14 protein-coding genes are annotated in these 17497 nt (G+C 47.1%); 5 read left to right on the top strand and 9 right to left on the bottom strand.

Annotated features, from left to right (window positions below; all coding sequences use genetic code 11):
* Positions 1–189: 189 nt before the first annotated feature.
* The 7 genes from Q4Q46_RS02320 to lptD all read right to left on the bottom strand — a co-directional run bounded on the left by Q4Q46_RS02320 (position 190) and on the right by lptD (position 9242).
* Positions 190–2211 carry a methyl-accepting chemotaxis protein gene (locus Q4Q46_RS02320; protein ID WP_311905111.1) on the bottom strand — a complete coding sequence of 674 codons (2022 nt, stop codon included), beginning with the start codon at positions 2209–2211 and terminating at the stop codon, positions 190–192.
* A 96-nt stretch (positions 2212–2307) separates the two neighbouring features.
* The gene (locus Q4Q46_RS02315; protein ID WP_311905110.1) at positions 2308–3132 is read right to left on the bottom strand and encodes a symmetrical bis(5'-nucleosyl)-tetraphosphatase; all 825 of its coding nucleotides are present in this window, start codon (positions 3130–3132) and stop codon (positions 2308–2310) included.
* A 21-nt stretch (positions 3133–3153) separates the two neighbouring features.
* Positions 3154–3534, bottom strand: coding sequence for a Co2+/Mg2+ efflux facilitator ApaG/CorD (apaG, locus tag Q4Q46_RS02310; RefSeq protein ID WP_259581772.1), 381 nt, complete (start codon positions 3532–3534; stop codon positions 3154–3156).
* 48 nt (positions 3535–3582) lie between these two features.
* Positions 3583–4389 carry a 16S rRNA (adenine(1518)-N(6)/adenine(1519)-N(6))-dimethyltransferase RsmA gene (gene rsmA / locus Q4Q46_RS02305; protein ID WP_212600376.1) on the bottom strand — a complete coding sequence of 269 codons (807 nt, stop codon included), beginning with the start codon at positions 4387–4389 and terminating at the stop codon, positions 3583–3585.
* A gap of 15 nt (positions 4390–4404) precedes the next feature.
* A complete protein-coding gene (pdxA, locus tag Q4Q46_RS02300; RefSeq protein ID WP_311905109.1) occupies positions 4405–5391 on the bottom strand; it encodes a 4-hydroxythreonine-4-phosphate dehydrogenase PdxA in 987 nt (328 codons plus the stop codon).
* Positions 5392–5397: 6 nt separating this feature from the next.
* Positions 5398–6702, bottom strand: a complete 1305-nt coding sequence (gene surA, locus Q4Q46_RS02295) for a peptidylprolyl isomerase SurA (RefSeq protein ID WP_106649686.1) — start codon at positions 6700–6702, stop codon at positions 5398–5400.
* Between the two features lie 242 nt (positions 6703–6944).
* Positions 6945–9242 (bottom strand): LPS assembly protein LptD, encoded by a 2298-nt coding sequence (gene lptD, locus Q4Q46_RS02290; protein ID WP_311905108.1) that lies wholly within the window; start codon positions 9240–9242, stop codon positions 6945–6947.
* Positions 9243–9359: 117 nt separating this feature from the next.
* On the opposite strand from lptD, the gene Q4Q46_RS02285 reads away from it, so the two are divergent.
* The 5 genes from Q4Q46_RS02285 to Q4Q46_RS02265 all read left to right on the top strand — a co-directional run bounded on the left by Q4Q46_RS02285 (position 9360) and on the right by Q4Q46_RS02265 (position 13649).
* Positions 9360–10445 (top strand): aminoglycoside phosphotransferase family protein, encoded by a 1086-nt coding sequence (locus Q4Q46_RS02285; RefSeq protein WP_311905107.1) that lies wholly within the window; start codon positions 9360–9362, stop codon positions 10443–10445.
* Positions 10442–11128, top strand: coding sequence for an N-acetylmuramate alpha-1-phosphate uridylyltransferase MurU (gene murU / locus Q4Q46_RS02280; RefSeq protein ID WP_311905106.1), 687 nt, complete (start codon positions 10442–10444; stop codon positions 11126–11128). The genes Q4Q46_RS02285 and murU overlap by 4 nt, the downstream gene beginning before the upstream one ends.
* 69 nt (positions 11129–11197) lie before the next feature.
* Positions 11198–11986 carry a co-chaperone DjlA gene (djlA, locus tag Q4Q46_RS02275; RefSeq protein ID WP_311905105.1) on the top strand — a complete coding sequence of 263 codons (789 nt, stop codon included), beginning with the start codon at positions 11198–11200 and terminating at the stop codon, positions 11984–11986.
* Between the two features lie 41 nt (positions 11987–12027).
* A complete protein-coding gene (locus Q4Q46_RS02270) occupies positions 12028–12660 on the top strand; it encodes an outer membrane beta-barrel protein (protein ID WP_311905104.1) in 633 nt (210 codons plus the stop codon).
* Between the two features lie 35 nt (positions 12661–12695).
* Positions 12696–13649 carry a D-2-hydroxyacid dehydrogenase gene (locus Q4Q46_RS02265; protein ID WP_311905103.1) on the top strand — a complete coding sequence of 318 codons (954 nt, stop codon included), beginning with the start codon at positions 12696–12698 and terminating at the stop codon, positions 13647–13649.
* A 65-nt stretch (positions 13650–13714) separates the two neighbouring features.
* Here Q4Q46_RS02265 and Q4Q46_RS02260 read toward each other — a convergent pair whose 3' ends face one another.
* The gene (locus Q4Q46_RS02260; protein WP_311905102.1) at positions 13715–15994 is read right to left on the bottom strand and encodes a hypothetical protein; all 2280 of its coding nucleotides are present in this window, start codon (positions 15992–15994) and stop codon (positions 13715–13717) included.
* Positions 15984–17444: a DUF3142 domain-containing protein gene (locus Q4Q46_RS02255; RefSeq protein WP_311905101.1), complete on the bottom strand. Its 1461-nt coding sequence runs from the start codon at positions 17442–17444 to the stop codon at positions 15984–15986. Before Q4Q46_RS02255 ends, Q4Q46_RS02260 begins: the two co-directional genes overlap by 11 nt.
* Positions 17445–17497 lie beyond the last annotated feature (53 nt).

Here is a 17497-nt window from a genome sequence, read left to right as displayed (position 1 = left end):
TAAGCGCTTTGCATTAAACATCTTGCCTTGAATCAGAAAAAATGCCGAACTTAAGTTCGGCATTTTTTATGGCCCTAATTTGCACTAAGTCGGTCAGACCGAGTGATTGGTATGATAGGGAAAGTAAATTTGGCGCAAAAAAAGGGCCGCTAAGCGACCCTTGGTTTAGAAGATTTTAGCAATTAACATTTAGACTCTAAATTCGCCGACTGAGGCTTGAAGCTCTTCGGCTAGTTTGGCGACTTGATGGCTAGACTGAGCCGTTTGATCTGCGCCGATAGCCGTTTCTTCCGAAATGGCAGCAATATGCTCCAGTTTCTCAGACACTTGCTGACTCACTAAATTCTGCTCTTGAGCAGCATGGGCGATATGAGTGCCTGAGTCATAGGCCTTATGCACAGACTGGCTAATGGTTTCGAGGGCAATGTTGGCTTGCTCAGTTTTTTCAACACAGGCATTTGCCTGAGCACGTCCCATATCCATGGCGGCAACGGCTTGCTCTGCACCTTGCTGCAACACTTCGATCATCTGTTGGATCTCTCGAGTCGATACCTGAGTACGTGAGGCTAAGCTACGGACTTCATCGGCAACCACCGCAAAGCCACGACCTTGTTCACCGGCTCTAGCAGCTTCAATGGCGGCGTTAAGGGCGAGTAGGTTAGTCTGCTCTGCAATGCCGCGGATCACATCCAAGATTGAGCCAATTGAGGCGCTATCAGACTGCACTTTATTGATCACAACGCCTGCCTTTGCCACTTCATCGGCTAAAGCCAAAATCGTCAGTTTGTTCTCTTCGGCAATGGCGCGCATATGCTGAGTTTCTTGGTCGGCTTGCTTGATTTGCTCAAGGGCTTGATCGGCACTTAACGACACCTGTTGCGCGCTAGAGCTCAGTTCTGTGGTTGCTGTGGCCACTTGGTCAACTTGGCTTTTTTGTTCTTGAATACCTGAGGTGGTTTGCGCTGTGATTGCTGACGTTTGTTCAGCTGCCGCGGCCAGTTGGTTCGACCTATCCAAAATACCGATAATCAAACTGCGTAAGCTATCGACGAGACGGTTGCAGTTTTTCGCTAGCTCGGCAAATTCATCGTGTCCAGAGTCATCCAGTTTATGGGTAAGGTTGCCTGAGGCTAAGACGTTAAGGGCATTGTTCACTTGGCTGAGTGAGCTTTTGAGCGGATTCACTACAGCAAAACTCACAATGACAGCGACAACAATGGCAATTAACACTACAACCATGGTTTGTATGCTAGCAGAGTCAATCTTAGCTATGGTGTCGTTGCTCATATTGGCGGCAACAAGTTCGATGTTATTACTTACGTCCTCCATGTTGGAATTAATAACTTTCACATCTTTTTCGATAATACCGAGCTTGACTGTGGCTTCTTTAGTATGGGAAAGCTGGCTCGATTTCAGCTGCAACATCGATTGCGGACCGGTGACGAGCGCTAAAACTTTTTCAATATTTTTAGCGACTGAGCTTAAAGTATCCGCATCGATGATACCTTGGCCATGACGATTTACATATTCAAGCTTATTCTTAGTTTCGCTGATAATGTAGTCCAGTTCTTTAGAGATCAGTTCGTGTTTACTGTTTTCTTCATTAGTCACTAAGTCTGCGATAGTGGTGATGATATTCCCGAGGCTAGTATCAATCGCGCTGGCTGATGCGGCTAGACTCTGCTCATCGGGATTTTGACTGCTTTCTAAATCAACAATATCGAGCAGTTCCGATGAGGCATCATCTGCGGCATTTTCGAGTTTTTTCTTTAGATTAACTAACTGTTCTTGCTTGCTTAATGAAGCTTCACGTTCGGCGATCATGGCAAGGCTGTCTTGCTCAAAGGTTGAGAAGCTACCGCTTAATTGACTGATTAAGGAGGAGAGCGCTGGCTGACTTTTCACTAATTGAGTGACATTGGCTATCTCATTTTTAAATTGAGTCGCATGATCATCGAACACTTTACGAATACTGGGAATATTGGCCGATTTAGGCGTGTGATAAGCAATCAGGATTTGTCTTTGTTGCTCGCTCAAGGTTTCACTGAGGTGAGTGGTCGACTTAAGCGCAGGTAAGCTTAATTCTTGCATCATCGCCGAGCTGACTTTTAGGCTGTTGTTGGTGAGGTAGGATGTAAATCCCAGCACCACGAGCAAAAGCGTGACAATACCAAAACCGCCAATCACTCTGGTGGCTACATTAAATTTCATAGGATACTCCGATTTTTATTATATTTTTCCAAATGAAAACAGGGCGATTTCAGGGTTAGGCGGCTCAGTCTGTTATCGACTTTAAGCTGTTTTAGTTTAACTCTTTTTTAACTTTTTTTGGGTAATTTTTTGGTCTTTTTCAAGATGCCATAGTGTTAAGTGTTCACCCCAACAACAACCTGTATCTAAAGCCTTTAATTTAGTATCGCCAACCTTGCCCATCAGTGCTGCCCAATGGCCGAAAACCAAGGTGTGACTCTGGCGCAGGGGCGAAGCAAACTCAAACCAAGGTTTGAGTTGTGGATTAGTACAGTTTTCAGGAGGTTGTTTACAATCAAAATCGAGTCGGCCATCGACATAGAGGTAGCGCATGCGTGTTAATGCATTGATGCAGTAACGTAAGCGTTCTATGCCAATTGCACTTGGGTCCCATTGCTCGGCGCTATCCGAATACATTTGTGCTATCAGTGCCTCAAGATAATCATCTTGTTTGAGTGCACGGCTGACGAGTGCGGTTTCTTCTCTTAATATCTCAAGCGACCACTGCGGTGGCACACCCGCATGACTCATGATGAGCTGGTGTTCGGGTAATTCACGCATTAGGGGTTGCTGTCTCAGCCAGTCAATTGAGGCTGAAATATCGGGTGATTCAAGAATGTCAGTTAAATTATCACTGGGCTTTGCGCGTTTGAGCTTGCCGTGCAACGCCATTAAGTGGAGATCGTGATTGCCTAAAACCGTTTTTGCAGAATCACCTAAAGAACGAAAAAAGCGCAGTGTAGCTAAGGAGTCTGGTCCGCGAGCAACAAGATCACCTACAGCCCAGAGTTCATCACGGGAGGGATTAAAATCAACCTTAGCGAGTAATTTTTGTAATTCAGCGAAACAGCCTTGAATATCACCAACAAAATAATGCGCCACAGTGCCCCTTTCCTAATGATATTAATGTAGTAAGCCTGGGGTCGCTAAACGGAAGGGACGGATCGTCGCTTGGAAACGCTCACCCGATTCGCTGACCATGCCATAAGTGCCATGCATTATGCCAAGTGGCGTATCGAGCACAGTGCCACTAGTGTATTGATAGGCGGTATTTGGCGCTATGGTGGGCGTTTCACCGACAACTCCGGCGCCTTGGACTTCACTGGTATTGCCATTGGCATCTGTGATTATCCAGTGACGGGTCTCGAGTTTTGCGGCTAGCTCACCTAAATTGATGATAGTGATGGTATAGCTGAAGAGGTATTTTTCATCCTCGGGTGAGGACTGCTGCTCTATATATTCAGTTTTAACTTCAACCCGAATGGAGGTGTCCAATGCGCTCATTCTTGTTCCTAGGCTCTGGTTAAAGGGCACCTAAGTGCCCAGACATATTTATGCTTTCTTATCGCAAACCATGTTAGCCATAGCAACATACTGTTGCACGCTAATCTGCTCTGGGCGTTGACTTGAGTCAATCCCTAATTGCTCAAACTCATCGTCAGATAACATGTGCTTTAAGTTATTACGCAGAGTCTTACGACGCATGTTGAACGCCGTAGTACAAAGGTGGCGTAGTACGGTCACATCTTTGCAAGGGAACGGCTTTACAGCGTATGGCAATAAGCGTACGACTGCTGAGTCGACCTTAGGCGCGGGCGTAAAGCTGTGGGGCGGCACTTCAAGAACCGGAACCACTTGGCAGAAGTATTGCGCCATTACCGTTAAACGGCCATAGGCTTTACAGCCAGGGCTTGCCGATAAACGCAGTACCACTTCTTTTTGCAGCATAAAGTGCATGGTTTCAATCTGTTCGGCAAATTCGAACAGGTGGAACATCAGTGGCGTTGAAATGTTGTAAGGTAAGTTACCAAACACTTTCATCTTTTTGCCAGGCACACTCAATTGGCCAAAATCAAACTGCAGAGCATCACCTTGGTGAATGGTCAGTTTATCTTTAAGGACTGGGTGTTGATGTAAGCGTTCAACCAGATCGCGGTCGAGTTCGACGACGGTTAGATTATCCACAGCATCGGCTACGGGTTCGGTTAAGGCGCCAAGGCCAGGGCCGATTTCGACCATCACATGGTGATTATCGGGGGCAATAGCACCCACAATGCGGTCAATCACATTGCCGTCGGTAAGGAAGTTTTGTCCGAAACGCTTTCTGGCCGTGTGGCCTAAATGTACTTTGTTGCTCATTAATAATGTAATCGTTTAGTTCTTTGAGGATAACTCAATGGCTTTATTCAGAGCACAGACAAAACTGCCAATATCGGCTTTGCCTGTACCCGCGAGTGTGAGCGCCGTACCATGGTCAACCGAGGTACGAATATAAGGTAAACCTAAGGTGATGTTTACCGATTTGCCAAATCCTTGTGACTTGAGAACGGGAAGTCCTTGGTCATGGTACATGGCCAAGACGACATCGGCGTCCTGTAAATATTTAGGTTGGAACAGGGTATCGGCCGGTAAGGGGCCGACAATATTCATTTGAAACTCTTCTCGTAACTCGTTGAGTGCCGGAATAATCACGTCGATTTCTTCACGCCCTAAATGACCGTCTTCACCTGCGTGTGGATTGAGTCCACAGACATAAATTTTCGGCGAAATTATGCCAAATTTACTTTTCAGATCGGCATGTAAAATCTTGATAATATGCTGTAGGCGTTGACGCGTTATCGCTTTTGCAACATAGGCCAGCGGGATATGTGTGGTCACGAGTGCCACTTGTAATCCCGGCGTTGCCAGCATCATCACGACATCGGGGCAATTTGCTTGATGGGCAAAAAACTCAGTATGGCCACTAAAGGAAATACCCGCTTGATTGATAATGCCTTTGTGTACCGGACCTGTCACGACTGCATCAAACTCGCCGCTCATGTTTTTCTCGCCCGCATAACGCAAGGTTTCAACCACATAAGTGCTGTTTTGTTCATCGAGCTGACCGCAAATCGATTCGGTCACTAGCTTGAAGGGGGCAATGGTTAATGTGCCCGCTTCTTGCGGTTTAGGCGCTTGATTTGGCTGGTAAGGGCGGAAAGTCACTTGCAAACCGAGTTGTTTAGCTCGGCTCGCTAATAATTCTGGATCCGCACAAACGACTAACTCAGCAGGCCAAGCCTGCTGAGCGAGTTGTACGACTAAATCGGGGCCGATACCTGCGGGTTCACCTGGGGTAACGGCAATACGTTTAGTGCTCAATTAGAATTAACCTCGATTGGTCTCTGGCTGGAAGATTTCAATGTATGCGTCTGAGCGCATTTCGTCTAGCCAGTTTTGCAGTTCTTCGTTAAATTTGCGACGGAAGATCAACTGGTGCGCACGGTTGCTGTTGAATTGATCTGTGGCATCGGTTTTTCTGCGTTCTTCTAACTGAGTGATATGCCAACCGTGGGTGGTACGGAACGGCTCACTAATCTGGTCGGTTTTTAAGCTATTAAGAGTTTGAGCAAACTCAGGCACGTAAATGCTTGGTTCTGCCCAACCTAATTCGCCGCCTTTAGTGGCTGAACCAGGATCTTCAGAATATTGACGCGCTAGGTCTTCAAACTTAGCTTCACCTGAGCGAATTTGTTTCAGGAATTGCTCAAGCATAGCTTTAGCACGGTCTTCCGACAGAATTGGCGATGGCTTAAGCAAAATGTGGCGCGCTCTGACTTCTTCGATTTCTTTGGTTTGTAGGCCACGAGCATCCATGATCTTGATGATATGGAAACCTGCACCACTCTTAATTGGACCGATAATGTCGCCTGTTTTCGCGCCGTTGATCACTTCGGCAAACAGGGTTGGCATTTCGTTGATGTTCATGTAGTCCCAAATACCACCTTCGAGTGCTTTAGGGCCCGAAGAAGACGCTATAGCAGTACGGCGGAAATCTTCACCACTCTTCAAACGCTCCAAAACGATATTGGCACGTTTACTCGAGGATTCCAGCTGTTCACTGGTTGGATTACTTGGCACGTCAATCAGGATGTGGCCAATTTGATATTCCACATCTTTCATCCCTTGTTCTTGGATGAGTTTGACTAGGCTAGTAATTTCCTGTGGTGACACTTGGATACGGCGTTGTACTTGAATACGTTGAATTTCACCTAAGGTGATTTCTTCGCGTAATTGCTCGCGGTATTGGCTAAAGCTTAACCCTTCGCTTTCAATTTTCTGTTGCATCTGGGCCACAGACATTTTTTGTTCGCGCGCGATGTTTTCAATCGCTTGGTCTAATTGTAAGTCACCGATATGCAGGCCGATACGATCTGCCATTTGCAGTTGTAAACGGGTCAAGATCAAACGTTCGATCACCTGAGTGCGCAGGGCACTGTCGGAAGGTAACGATTGGTTTGCCGTTTTGGCATTGGCTTTAACAGTGTCAATCATGTTAGCGATTTCACTTTCGAGCACTATGCCGTCGTTAATTTGGACCGCAACACGGTCGAGTGGCTGAGGTGCGGCCAATGTAGGTTGGCTGATAGCGAGTGCAAATAAAGCAAAAATCAGATGTTTACTGGGTTTCATCCACAAAATCCTTGGCACGTTCTAAGGTCAGGTTCGACGGCTTAATTGAAATAACTTTACCATTTATATCGAAATTACAGCGAGTTGCCCTAATGTAATTTTTTGGCGATGCATTTGAGTGCATGGTTAACCCTTTAGGTCCGCTTTTATTAGCGTTAGCAAAAGGCAAACGGTAAGGCACTCATTAACCTGTTTGGACTCTCAGTCCTTGTTGAGGTTCAGCAATCTATCACAATTCTTTGCTAATTCCTCAGATAAAGCGGTTTTCTGTAGTTAAACAGGCCGTCATTGAGCATATCTGATACGCCTAATGGGCCAGAACCACCGAGTCCTTTAATGACTAAGTTCAGGTAGAAGCCGCTTTCAAATTGCTCACGGGAGTCGATAGCTGCAGAGCCTATGTTGTCGTCATAATTGGTTTTAATGCGGTAGTGATAACTAAATCGCACCGCATAACAGCATGATTCGTATTGAATACCTGTGTAGGTTTCAATGCCGCGGCTTTCGTTTAAGTCATAATACCAATTACCCACGAAGTAGAGATCGTCACTGATAGGCCAAGCACCACGAACGCCCGCTTGAGAGATGTTCACAGTATCATTGGTATTGGAGTTCAATAAATCAGGAACGTAACGATAACTAAATTGCAGTAATTTGTTCGCTTCGGGTCTGAAGTCTAAAGTGACTTCCGTTTTTTTATTTTCGCTGGTGTTGGTGTCGTACTGAATTGCCGCACCCATGTACCAATTATTCGTTAAACGTGTATCTAACTCGGCGGCTAGTACTGATGTAGATTGATTTGATTCAAAAATATTGTCTTCATAACCGACTTTACTGTCTTGCAGGTAAAAAATTTGTCCTAGGCTGAATTTAGTGGCTTCTTGGTTGTGACTATCAAACAGGCGTGTAGTAACACCTAGAGTGACTTGATTTGCATCGGAAATCCGATCCAGCCCCGAGAAACGGCGATCACGGAATAGACCAAAATAGTCATCCTGCAATTGGGCCGTATCATAAATACCTATACCACGTTGGTCTTCGTAGCCGACATAAAGATATTGGAATTGCGGCTCGAGTGTTTGGCGATAGTTTTCATCGAAAAGCTCAGTAAAACGCTCGAAATTAATCTGACCATTAATCCGTACCTGTGGAATGGTTCGGCTTACTGTGTCGTCGACAACAAGATCTGGGTCTTCATTATGTTGCCAATAATTGGTCTGCATTAACTTCACTTGGCTGGTGAGTGAGCCCGAAGGTCCGTGAATCGGCAGAGTCACGCTCGGTGCCATATGTAAACGCGTTGCCGTATTTACATTGTTGTCTTGATGGGCAAAATTAGTTAACTCCGAATTAAAACCAAAATCTAAATTATTCCAAAAGTCAGCGGCACGATAGTTAAAGTTGACCTGAGGCATCACCTGATACGGTTTTTCATCTTCACCAAGTACTTTAATGTCTTGGACCCGAGTGCTGATATCCCAGTTACTTTCGAAGTAGCTGATTTCACCTATGCGCGACAATTGGTTGTCGGTAGCACGGTTCACATCTGACTTTAAGTCATTGAAATAGTTGTTGTCTGACACATCAGTAAAATTAGCTAGAACACGCCAATTTTTGTCAATAGCCCCTTGATGTTGCCAGTTATACAGGTAGCGATTAGGGCTGCCACTGATCAATTGATCGTTGCCAAGGTATTCAAAATTGACTCGGCCTTTCTGGGCATCACCGGCTAGATAACCAAACTCAGTCTTAGTGAATAAACCACGGTTAGACATATAGTTAGGTGTAAAGGTTAAATCATATTCAGGGGCAATGTTCCAGTAATAGGGCGCCGAAAATTCGACGCCATTGGTAGTACTGGTGCTAAAGCTGGGGTAGAGGAAACCCGACTTACGTTTATCAGAAACCGGCACTGTCATGTAGGGAATGTAGAATACCGGCACACCGCCGACTCTTAATTTGGCATTCCAAATTTCGCCCCATTCTTCTTCACTGTTGATCTTAATTTTTTCGGCTTCGAGCAGCCAAGACACATTGTCGGGAGGACAAGTCGTGAAGTTAGTATTCGTTAAAATTAAATTGTTATTGATGGTGATTTGCAGTTTTTCGGCATCGCCATGGACCTGTTGGCCATGCAGCCAATATTGTGCCCCTTTAAGGGTGGCACGATTGGAGCGCATTTGAGCTTGCAATGATTCGGCGGTAACAGTGAAGTTACTGTCTTGAAAAACTAAATTACCATTGGCATCAAACTGTTCAGTCGCTTGATCTAGAATCGCCTCATCGGCTGCTATGTGTCTATCGCCTTGGCTAAAAACCACATCGCCACGGAAAATCGCCTGCTTACCCATTTCGGCATTGGTGTTATCAGACGCAATACGAATTTTGTTGAGTTCAGCCGCACTCATCCCTTGGGTTTGAGATACGATACGGGGTACTGGCGGTTCGATTAAGCATTGGGATGCCGAAGCGGTTAGAGAGTCGTCTGCCAGGACTAATTGCGGTAACAGGCTCAGGGCCAGAAGGTATCGGATCTGCATCTTTAGGTCAGTAATTATGATTTCTTATTCTGGACAAGTATGGATGGGGAAAGTTGCAATTGACAAACGCAACATCGCTTAATAAATCTCTCAATTTCTTAGCTGTTTCCAAATTCTATGCCAGCTATAATAAAGCAATTTTTCTTTAAGAGCCATGAAATGACTTTATCCGATCCGAGATTTCTTTCCCTTAATCAGTGGCTGAATGCTTATTTTTCCTGTGAGGTGATGCCTGTGTTGATTTCCGGAGACGCAAGTTTTAGGCGTTACTTTCGGATTTCGATGCCTGATGCTACCTTTATCGCCGCTGATTCACCGCCTCAGTTAGTGCCTATCGCCCCCTTTATTGCCCTGTCGAATGCTTATTCAGCCGTGGGACTGACAGTTCCAAAAGTGATCCATGCTGACGCCGCTCAAGGTTTTATGCTGATGAGCGACTTAGGCGATACCCAGCTGTTATCAGTGCTTAACACGCATAATGTGGCTGACTATTATCGTCAGGCGCTTGATTTATTGCCGCAGGTGGCCTCTGTGGTTGCAAGTCAGCATTTTGTTAGTGGCCTAGTTGAGCCCTTACCGCTGTACGACGAAGCCTTTGTTCGCCGTGAATTGCACATCTTTACTGAGTGGCTACTCGGCACTCATCTTAATTTGTCATTGGACGAGTCGGAGCTGCAAATGCTAAGCGATAGCTTCGATCTGCTTGTCGACAATGCGCTATCTCAGCCTAGCGTGGGGATGCATAGGGATTTCCATAGCCGCAATCTTATGCTGCAAGCAGACGAATTGTGCGTAATTGATTTTCAGGATGCCGTCGTCGGCCCTGTGACCTACGACGCGGTATCGCTATTGCGTGATTGTTATATTCGCTGGCCGCAGCCGTTAGTCGCAGACTTGATGCAATACCATTATCAGCAAGCACTCGCGCTAGGCTTCATTCCCGCACTGACTAATTTGGAACAATACCAAACTTGGTTTGATCTCATGGGCTTGCAGCGTCACATCAAGGCGGTGGGGATTTTTGCACGGTTAAATTATCGTGACAGTAAACCTGCGTATATGGCGGATATTCCACTGACATTAACGTATATTGTCGACATCGCCATGCAGTATCACGAACTCGTGCCATTTGCACACTGGTTGACTCGTCGCGTGTTGCCTGCGTTTACAGCTAGCCAGTCTTTATCTGAGGTTAAGCAATGAAAGCCATGATCTTGGCCGCCGGACGAGGTGAGAGGTTAAGGCCGTTAACGGACAATTTGCCTAAACCTATGGTGCCAGTATTAGGTAAACCGTTGATTGTTTACCATATTGAAAAACTTGCCGCGTTAGGCATAGTCGATATCGTCATCAACCATGCTTGGCTAGGGCATAAATTAGTTGAGGCGCTGGGCGATGGTAGTGCTTTTGGGGTGCAAATTCGCTATAGCGCCGAAGAGAGTGCGCTCGAAACCGGCGGCGGCATTAAACGGGCTTTGCCTTTGTTGTGTGAGAGTGAAAAGGGTGAAAGTGATGAGCCCTTTTTGGTTATTAATGGTGATGTGTTTATTGATACCTTACCGCCAATCACGCAGCTTGCTGCCGATACGCTCGCTCATTTGTGGCTAGTGCCTAATCCTGAGCAGCATCCAAATGGCGATTTTGCCTTGAGTAGTAATCGAGTGCAGGAGCTTGGTGAGACTAAGTTCACTTTCTCTGGCATAGGTATTTATCGGCCGTCGTTGTTTAATCAGACGCCGCAGGGGGCGTTTGCACTCGGTCCGTTGTTGAGAGCACAAATGGCTCAAGGCCGAGTCAGTGGCGCGCTGTTTGAGGGACTTTGGTGCGATGTTGGCACGATAGCACGCTTGCAAGGGCTCGAACTCAGATTACAAAGCAATACCTAAATATCCGTGTTGGCTTATCCATAGGATTTCGCTGGCACATCAAATACATAATAGAAATCAGGAAATAAGATGCGGCTTTGGGGTAAGTTTTTTGGATTTGTCATTGGCTTTATGTTCGGCCGTATTTTTGGTGCACTGCTAGGTTTGTGGCTCGGTCATCTTTACGATAAGCGCGCGGCTTCGGGCGTGGGGTTTCGACAAGTGCTAGGGCAGGCTAAGAATCGCCAAGCGATCTTTTTTAATACCACCTTTGCGGTGATGGGGCATGTGGCGAAAGCGTCGGGACATGTGACTGAAACCGATATTCGCATCGCGACCTTGTTAATGGATCAAATGCGCTTAACTGGTGAAGCCCGTAAAGAAGCGCAGCAGGCGTTTCGCGAGGGGAAATCGGTGGATTTTGATCTGCGTAGCAGCCTACAAGCTTTCCGTGTTATTACCATGGGCCGCAAAGAGTTAGTGCAGATGTTCATCGAAATTCAGATCCAAACGGCATTGTCCGACGGTGAACTGGATCCCGCTGAACACGCTATCTTGATGACGATTGCCCAAGAGTTAGGTTATGGTCGAGCACAGTTAGATGAATTACTGAAGCGCTGGCAGGCGGAGTTTCGCTTTCATCAGACCTCAGGTGGCAACAAAACATCGATTACCGATGCTTACAGTTTGCTGGGGATTACTAACGAAGCCAGCGACCAAGAAGTTAAGCGAGCTTACCGTAAGTTGATGAACGAACATCATCCCGATAAGTTAGTCGCTAAGGGATTGCCGCCGGAAATGATGGAGCTGGCAAATCGTAAGGCACAGGATATTCAAGCGGCCTATGACAGAGTCAAGTCTGAGCGCGGTATGCGTTAGTCTTGATTGCTTTGGATTGTATAAAAGATAAGGAATTCATTATGAAACACACGCAAAGCCTGTTGCTGTTGGTGAGTTTGTTACCTGTGACTATGTCCACGCAGGCCGAGGTGTTTGTCGCACCTTTTGGCGGTTATAGTCTGGGTGGCGGTCAATTTGATGTTAATCAAATTGACATCAACGCAGATCAAACGGGCGACAAGAAAAATGTGAAGGTCGAGGAATCGAGCCATTACGGCCTGATGCTGGGTATTGGCACGAATGATCCCGGTAATATTTATCTTTTATACAGCCACCAAGCCTCTGAACTCAAAAGTGGCGGTTTGTTTACGCCCGATCGTCTTACCTCGTTAGACTTAGATTATATCCACTTAGGTGGCACTTTATATTTTCCCCGTGGCGATATTCGACCCTACGTCACCGCAAGTGCAGGGATCACCCGCATGCTGCCTGACGCTTGGTCGAGTGAAACGCGTTTCTCTATGGGGATTGGCGGTGGGGTAGAGTATCAAGTCACTCAACACTTTGGTTTGTTTGCAGATATTCGCGGTTACGCGACGTTTATCAACAGCGACAGCTCACTGTTTTGTAATGAAGATGAATGCCTATGGCACATTACGTCGGATGTGATGTGGCAGGCGCAGGCTAACCTTGGGCTCAAAGTCAGCTTTTAGCACTAACACATCGTTTTAAAAGGAGATTTAGCGGCATGAAGATAGTTGTACTCGATGGCGAAACTTTAAATCCTGGCGATCTCAGTTGGCAATCCTTGACTGAACTAGGCGAGTTTACGTGTTTCTCCCGCACTGCGGGCGCCGATGTTGTCGTACGTGCTCAAGGTGCTGAGATCATTCTCACCAATAAAACGCCGCTCAATGCCGAGACTCTGGCGCAACTTCCCGCACTTAAATATATAGGTGTACTGGCAACGGGCACTAACGTTGTCGATATCGCGGTAGCTAAAGCGCAAGGCATAGTGGTGACAAATGTGCCCGCCTATGCGCCCGATGCCGTAGCGCAGATGGTGTTTGCCCATATACTGCATCACACCCAAGCTGTGGCTGCCCATCATCAAGCGGTGGTTGATGGTCAGTGGGTGAACTGCCAAGATTTTTGTTTCACCTTAATGCCGCTGCAATCTTTAAAAGGCAAGACTTTAGGCTTGATTGGTTATGGTGATATCGGCCAGCAGGTTGGGACGCTCGCCCTTGCATTCGGGATGAAAGTGCTCGTCAATACCCGCTATGTTATCAAAGACTTGCCCCAAGGTGCCACTTGGGTACCGCGTGATACTGTGCTGAGCGAATCAGATATTATCTCGCTGCATTGCCCGCTTACCCCTGAAACTGAGCAATTTATCAATCAACAAACCCTCGCCTTGATGAAGCCTAATGCGCTGCTGATTAATACGGCGCGCGGTGGATTAATTGATGAGGCCGCGCTTGCTGCAGCGCTTTCACAAAATCGCTTATTTGCCGGTGTCGATGTGTTATCGACCGAGCCGCCCTGCGCGGATAATCCCTTATTGCATGCACCAAATATCAGCATTAGTCCCCACAATGCGTGGGCGACTAAGGAAGCGAGACAAAGTCTACTCAACATTGCCGTGGCGAATGTGCACGGTTATTTGCAGGGTGACGTGATTAACTGTGTGAACAAGTAAAGCGGTATGCGTCTTTCTCCCTTTTCATCATATCGACGTTAAGAGAGAAAGACCTGAATGGTTAGTTATTGTTGTGTCTTTCTTCTACGCATCCACCACACACCAATCAATCCAGCGATGACTAATACGCCAAATACGACGGGCTTTTTCAGCTTATGGTACAGAGCGTTCCATTCAGCTATTTCATTGGCCTGTGCTCGTTTTACTGCACCGTCAAAATCGGGTGCTTCACACTGCATACCAAAGTTTTCGGCCCAAGGCACAAAGGGGCCGTTGGCGACGTATTTTTTGTAGTAGCGTAGGGCAAGTTCTTGATCTCGATACAATACCCAACCCGTGGCTTGGCAGAGTAGCGCGGCGTAGGCTTGGCTGTTGTGGGGTACATGATCCGATGCCTTGTTGGCCAGTTCCGCCGCCGTGTAACGATAATGAAAGCGTTTATCGGGAACGGCTTGGCTGGCGCTTAACCGCAACTGTTCTTTTTCGGCCAATTTGCTCGGTTCATTCCAATCGCTTAGATCGAATACCCCTTGGTATATAGAGTAATCCGGGGCTAATTCAAACCCTAAAATTTCCATACCTTGATGGCGGGCAAGTTCGGCAGCAGCCCAATAGGCCTTAGCGCTATCTATGCCTGTTGCATTTTTCGCCGCGTTCAGCTCAGTGCCATAGGTGAGGGCGCTGGCATTAAGATTAGGATTAGGGAAATAAGCAGGCGCTTCGGCAATTGCGCCTTCACGTAATAATCTGCGGCCCAGTAAATAGCGTAAGCGATTGTTAATCGGCTCTATATTATCGTACCAGTCGCTATCTTTAGGATATTCGAAGGCGATAAGCGGCACATGCTCATCGATAAATAACTTAAGTTCAGCCGTGGTGAGCACGCGCTCCGCCACATAGGCTATGTCTTGCCAGTATTCGTCGCCGCTGGCGAGTAAGTGATTGAGCGCATCGACATATTCACCGCGCTCTAGGGATAACACACCTTGCTCGGCGCGAATACGGCAGTAAGTGGCTTTATCTTCATCGGCATTAATGGCTTGCTGCTGAGTCTCTTTGGCATCAACTGTAGCTAATGCTTCATCGGATTGTTTGGGGAAGTGACGCGCCGCCTGAGCATAGGCCTTGGCCGCCTCTGCTTGATCGCCCTTCTGTAGCATTAATTTAGCGGTTAGCCACCAAGTGAGGCCGCTGGGTTTCGCGAGCGTCAATAGGCGCTCAGCACTAGCGTAATCCCCTAGCTGGTAATAAATTGCCGCTAATTTATCGCCATGGTTGAGCTGTAAACCATCGGTTGGGAACACTTTGAGGATTTCAGCTACCTTTGAGCCCATTTCCGAAAGCTGGCCATCGTAGGCAAATTCATTGGTGCTGCTTTGCCAATAGGCAATCAATAACTGCTGCACGCTTGTCTGTTGCAGCAACGGTTTCAGCTCAGCAATATCTTTCCCCATCAAGGTACGGCTTAACATCAATAAAGAATCATAACCGCCGCTATCGCCCTGTACTGATTGGGTGGCATAGAGCTCAATAGCCTTATTCAGTGCATCAGGGTTAAGCATCATTTGTAGCTCAGTACCATCTGCACCTTGATTGGTAACTTGTGGGCTCGGCTGGCCTTGGTGCAGCAGGATATAAGCCTGCTCACCTAGGCTTGCTAAGCTCAAGCGCAGGGGATCGGCGGCGCCTTGGGCGACTTCGGTTTGCAATTGAGTCAGGTAAGCGTTGGCACGATTAAAGTGCTCAGGATCCGCCGAGGTTTTACTTAAGATAAGCTCAATACGCGACAGCGAATAGAGGGCCCACAGGCTGCGAGATGCGCGTTCGCTTTCTGGTAATTTAATGATTTTGCTGAAATAGTTACTTGCTCTATCATAATCTTGTGCCTCAAACGCCACGGCGCCTAAGGTGTACCAGGTCAGCGCTTGGGGCAGATCTTTATCTAACTTGGCGGCCATTTGTTCGGCCTCGATTGGGCCTGTCGCATCCCTTAGTGTGTTCACTAAGATCAAATGGGCTTCACTTAATTCGCTGTTTTCAAAAGCACGAGTTTGTGACAGATAACGGCTATGCACTTCATCCCACAGATATTCCTGCGCAGCTGGCGCATCTTGATACTGCCAAGGCAAAGGTTTTGCGAGGGCGGTAAGCTGCTGGCTGAAAGAGGTTTGCGGTAAATAACTGAGATTACTCTGTCTGTCTTGAGTCAATTGCAAAGGGAAGTCGGGGCCGCAGGCCAATAGCATTGGCGAAAATAGGCTTAAACAGATAAGCGTGGTCTTTTTAAGCATAAAAGCCCGATTGGATTTTGCCATTGTGGACGATGATGTTGGCTTATGGCGCATAAATTCCCTGTAAATATAATGACTCACAACGTGCCCAGCCTATCACTTTCTGGCCGCCAGGGTTGAGCATGTGTTTTTGAGTTTGTTTGTGTGCTTGCGGCATTGGCATGTTCGTCGCGCTTGGAGCTGTGTCAGTCGGCGCCAATGCGGCGATATTTTCAGCTCGCCACTGCCAGATTAACAGCCCATTTTTTTGTTTCACGCGATAGCCATTTTGCGCATCATACCCGCTGCAAGCTTGTCCCGCTAGGGTCAAACTCGCAGGAATGTCGCCAGCAATATTACCGCGATTAATTAAGCTCAATTGGAAGAGCTGTGGCTTGAGGATTTGTTGGCTTTTAGCTTTATTTTCAGTGGCCAATGTTGTTTGAATATCGTTATCGCTTGAGAGCACTAATTCAATCTTGGCGGTAAGCTCACCTTGCTGCGCCACAGCGATTAAGGTATCAAGTGGCCAAACCCTTTTATCTCCTTCCAGCGGCAGCCTGAACCAGATAATGCCTTTAAGCTTGGCATCAGTGCGGCTTTGCAGTTTGTGCACAAAAGCTTGTAACACTTGCGGATCTGCCATCAGTTCCTCAACAGCATGGGAGTCATTGAGTTGACCCCGTTGCGGTGTTTCACTCTCCACTTTATAACCTGAAGCTGTGCTGATGACCGCCGAGCCGTAAGCGGGGAGCGCAATAAGGTAAGGCACAGTGCTGATATTTGAGAGTTGCTGCACCCACTGCCAACCTTGAGTCGCATCGAATAGTCCGAGGCGTGGATCGCTTACGCTGTGAATTTGCAGCACGAGTTCATCAATATAAGTGAGCAATGCGGGGAAATCGGTGCTATTGAGCCAAGCGGGCAGGGCGGTAATGCTGAGTTTGAGCTCTGCTGGTAGCTGCGCTTTAAGCTTCTTAAGAAAATCCCGATAGGCGGGCAGTTTGCTGCTAGCGCTGTCGTGGTCGATTTCAACACCTGTGATGTGTATGCCTTTTGCTTGCCAACTGTTAAGTACTTGGCTGATTTTATGGATCACTGCTTCATCATTTAAATGGCTCAGCTGGCCATCTAAGCGGATCACGGCGACTTTAGGTCTATGATCGGCCTGAAGCCAAGCATGATTGACCGCGACTTCAAACCAAATGTCTGCGCCATTGGGTTTTGGATGCGCTTGCAGCGCTAGAATGCGCAATCCTTGGAATACCCCTTGGCTTTGCGCTAATGCCGTTTGATTAGCGGGGCGCCATTGGCGCTGCCAGATATAGACTTCTTGCGAAAGTGGTTCGCGAGGCATTGCAGTTACGGAGGTGACTTCTGCTATATGACTGGCATTTAGGTTTGCTATGAGTTCACTCGGTTCCGATGCGGGCTGACAGGCGCTCATGAATAGGGCGGCGCTCAGCAAAGCGAATAAGAACCCTTGATTTCGGCTAATGTTTGTAACCAGATTGCCTATGCCCATACTACTGCTATCGATTCCGTTTTGAGTGAGGCATTACTATGCCCGAAAAAGCT

Origin of the sequence: Shewanella vaxholmensis (genome assembly GCF_031932135.1) — a bacterium.
In the GTDB taxonomy this organism is placed as follows: Bacteria; Pseudomonadota; Gammaproteobacteria; order Enterobacterales; family Shewanellaceae; genus Shewanella; species Shewanella hafniensis.
The sequence above is the reverse complement of the archived record's forward strand: the minus strand, read 5'-3'. Positions and strand labels throughout refer to the sequence as shown.

What these genes read in the sequence shown, in the direction of transcription:
- Q4Q46_RS02320 (WP_311905111.1), bottom strand. Translation starts at nt 2,211, where the DNA reads ATGAAATTTAATGTAGCCACCAGAGTGATTGGCGGTTTTGGTATTGTC.
- apaG (WP_259581772.1), bottom strand. Translation starts at nt 3,534, where the DNA reads ATGAGCGCATTGGACACCTCCATTCGGGTTGAAGTTAAAACTGAATAT.
- rsmA (WP_212600376.1), bottom strand. Translation starts at nt 4,389, where the DNA reads ATGAGCAACAAAGTACATTTAGGCCACACGGCCAGAAAGCGTTTCGGA.
- surA (WP_106649686.1), bottom strand. Translation starts at nt 6,702, where the DNA reads ATGAAACCCAGTAAACATCTGATTTTTGCTTTATTTGCACTCGCTATC.
- lptD (WP_311905108.1), bottom strand. Translation starts at nt 9,242, where the DNA reads ATGCAGATCCGATACCTTCTGGCCCTGAGCCTGTTACCGCAATTAGTC.
- Q4Q46_RS02285 (WP_311905107.1), top strand. Translation starts at nt 9,360, where the DNA reads ATGCCAGCTATAATAAAGCAATTTTTCTTTAAGAGCCATGAAATGACT.
- murU (WP_311905106.1), top strand. Translation starts at nt 10,442, where the DNA reads ATGAAAGCCATGATCTTGGCCGCCGGACGAGGTGAGAGGTTAAGGCCG.
- djlA (WP_311905105.1), top strand. Translation starts at nt 11,198, where the DNA reads ATGCGGCTTTGGGGTAAGTTTTTTGGATTTGTCATTGGCTTTATGTTC.
- Q4Q46_RS02270 (WP_311905104.1), top strand. Translation starts at nt 12,028, where the DNA reads ATGAAACACACGCAAAGCCTGTTGCTGTTGGTGAGTTTGTTACCTGTG.
- Q4Q46_RS02265 (WP_311905103.1), top strand. Translation starts at nt 12,696, where the DNA reads ATGAAGATAGTTGTACTCGATGGCGAAACTTTAAATCCTGGCGATCTC.
- Q4Q46_RS02260 (WP_311905102.1), bottom strand. Translation starts at nt 15,994, where the DNA reads ATGCGCCATAAGCCAACATCATCGTCCACAATGGCAAAATCCAATCGG.
- Q4Q46_RS02255 (WP_311905101.1), bottom strand. Translation starts at nt 17,444, where the DNA reads ATGGGCATAGGCAATCTGGTTACAAACATTAGCCGAAATCAAGGGTTC.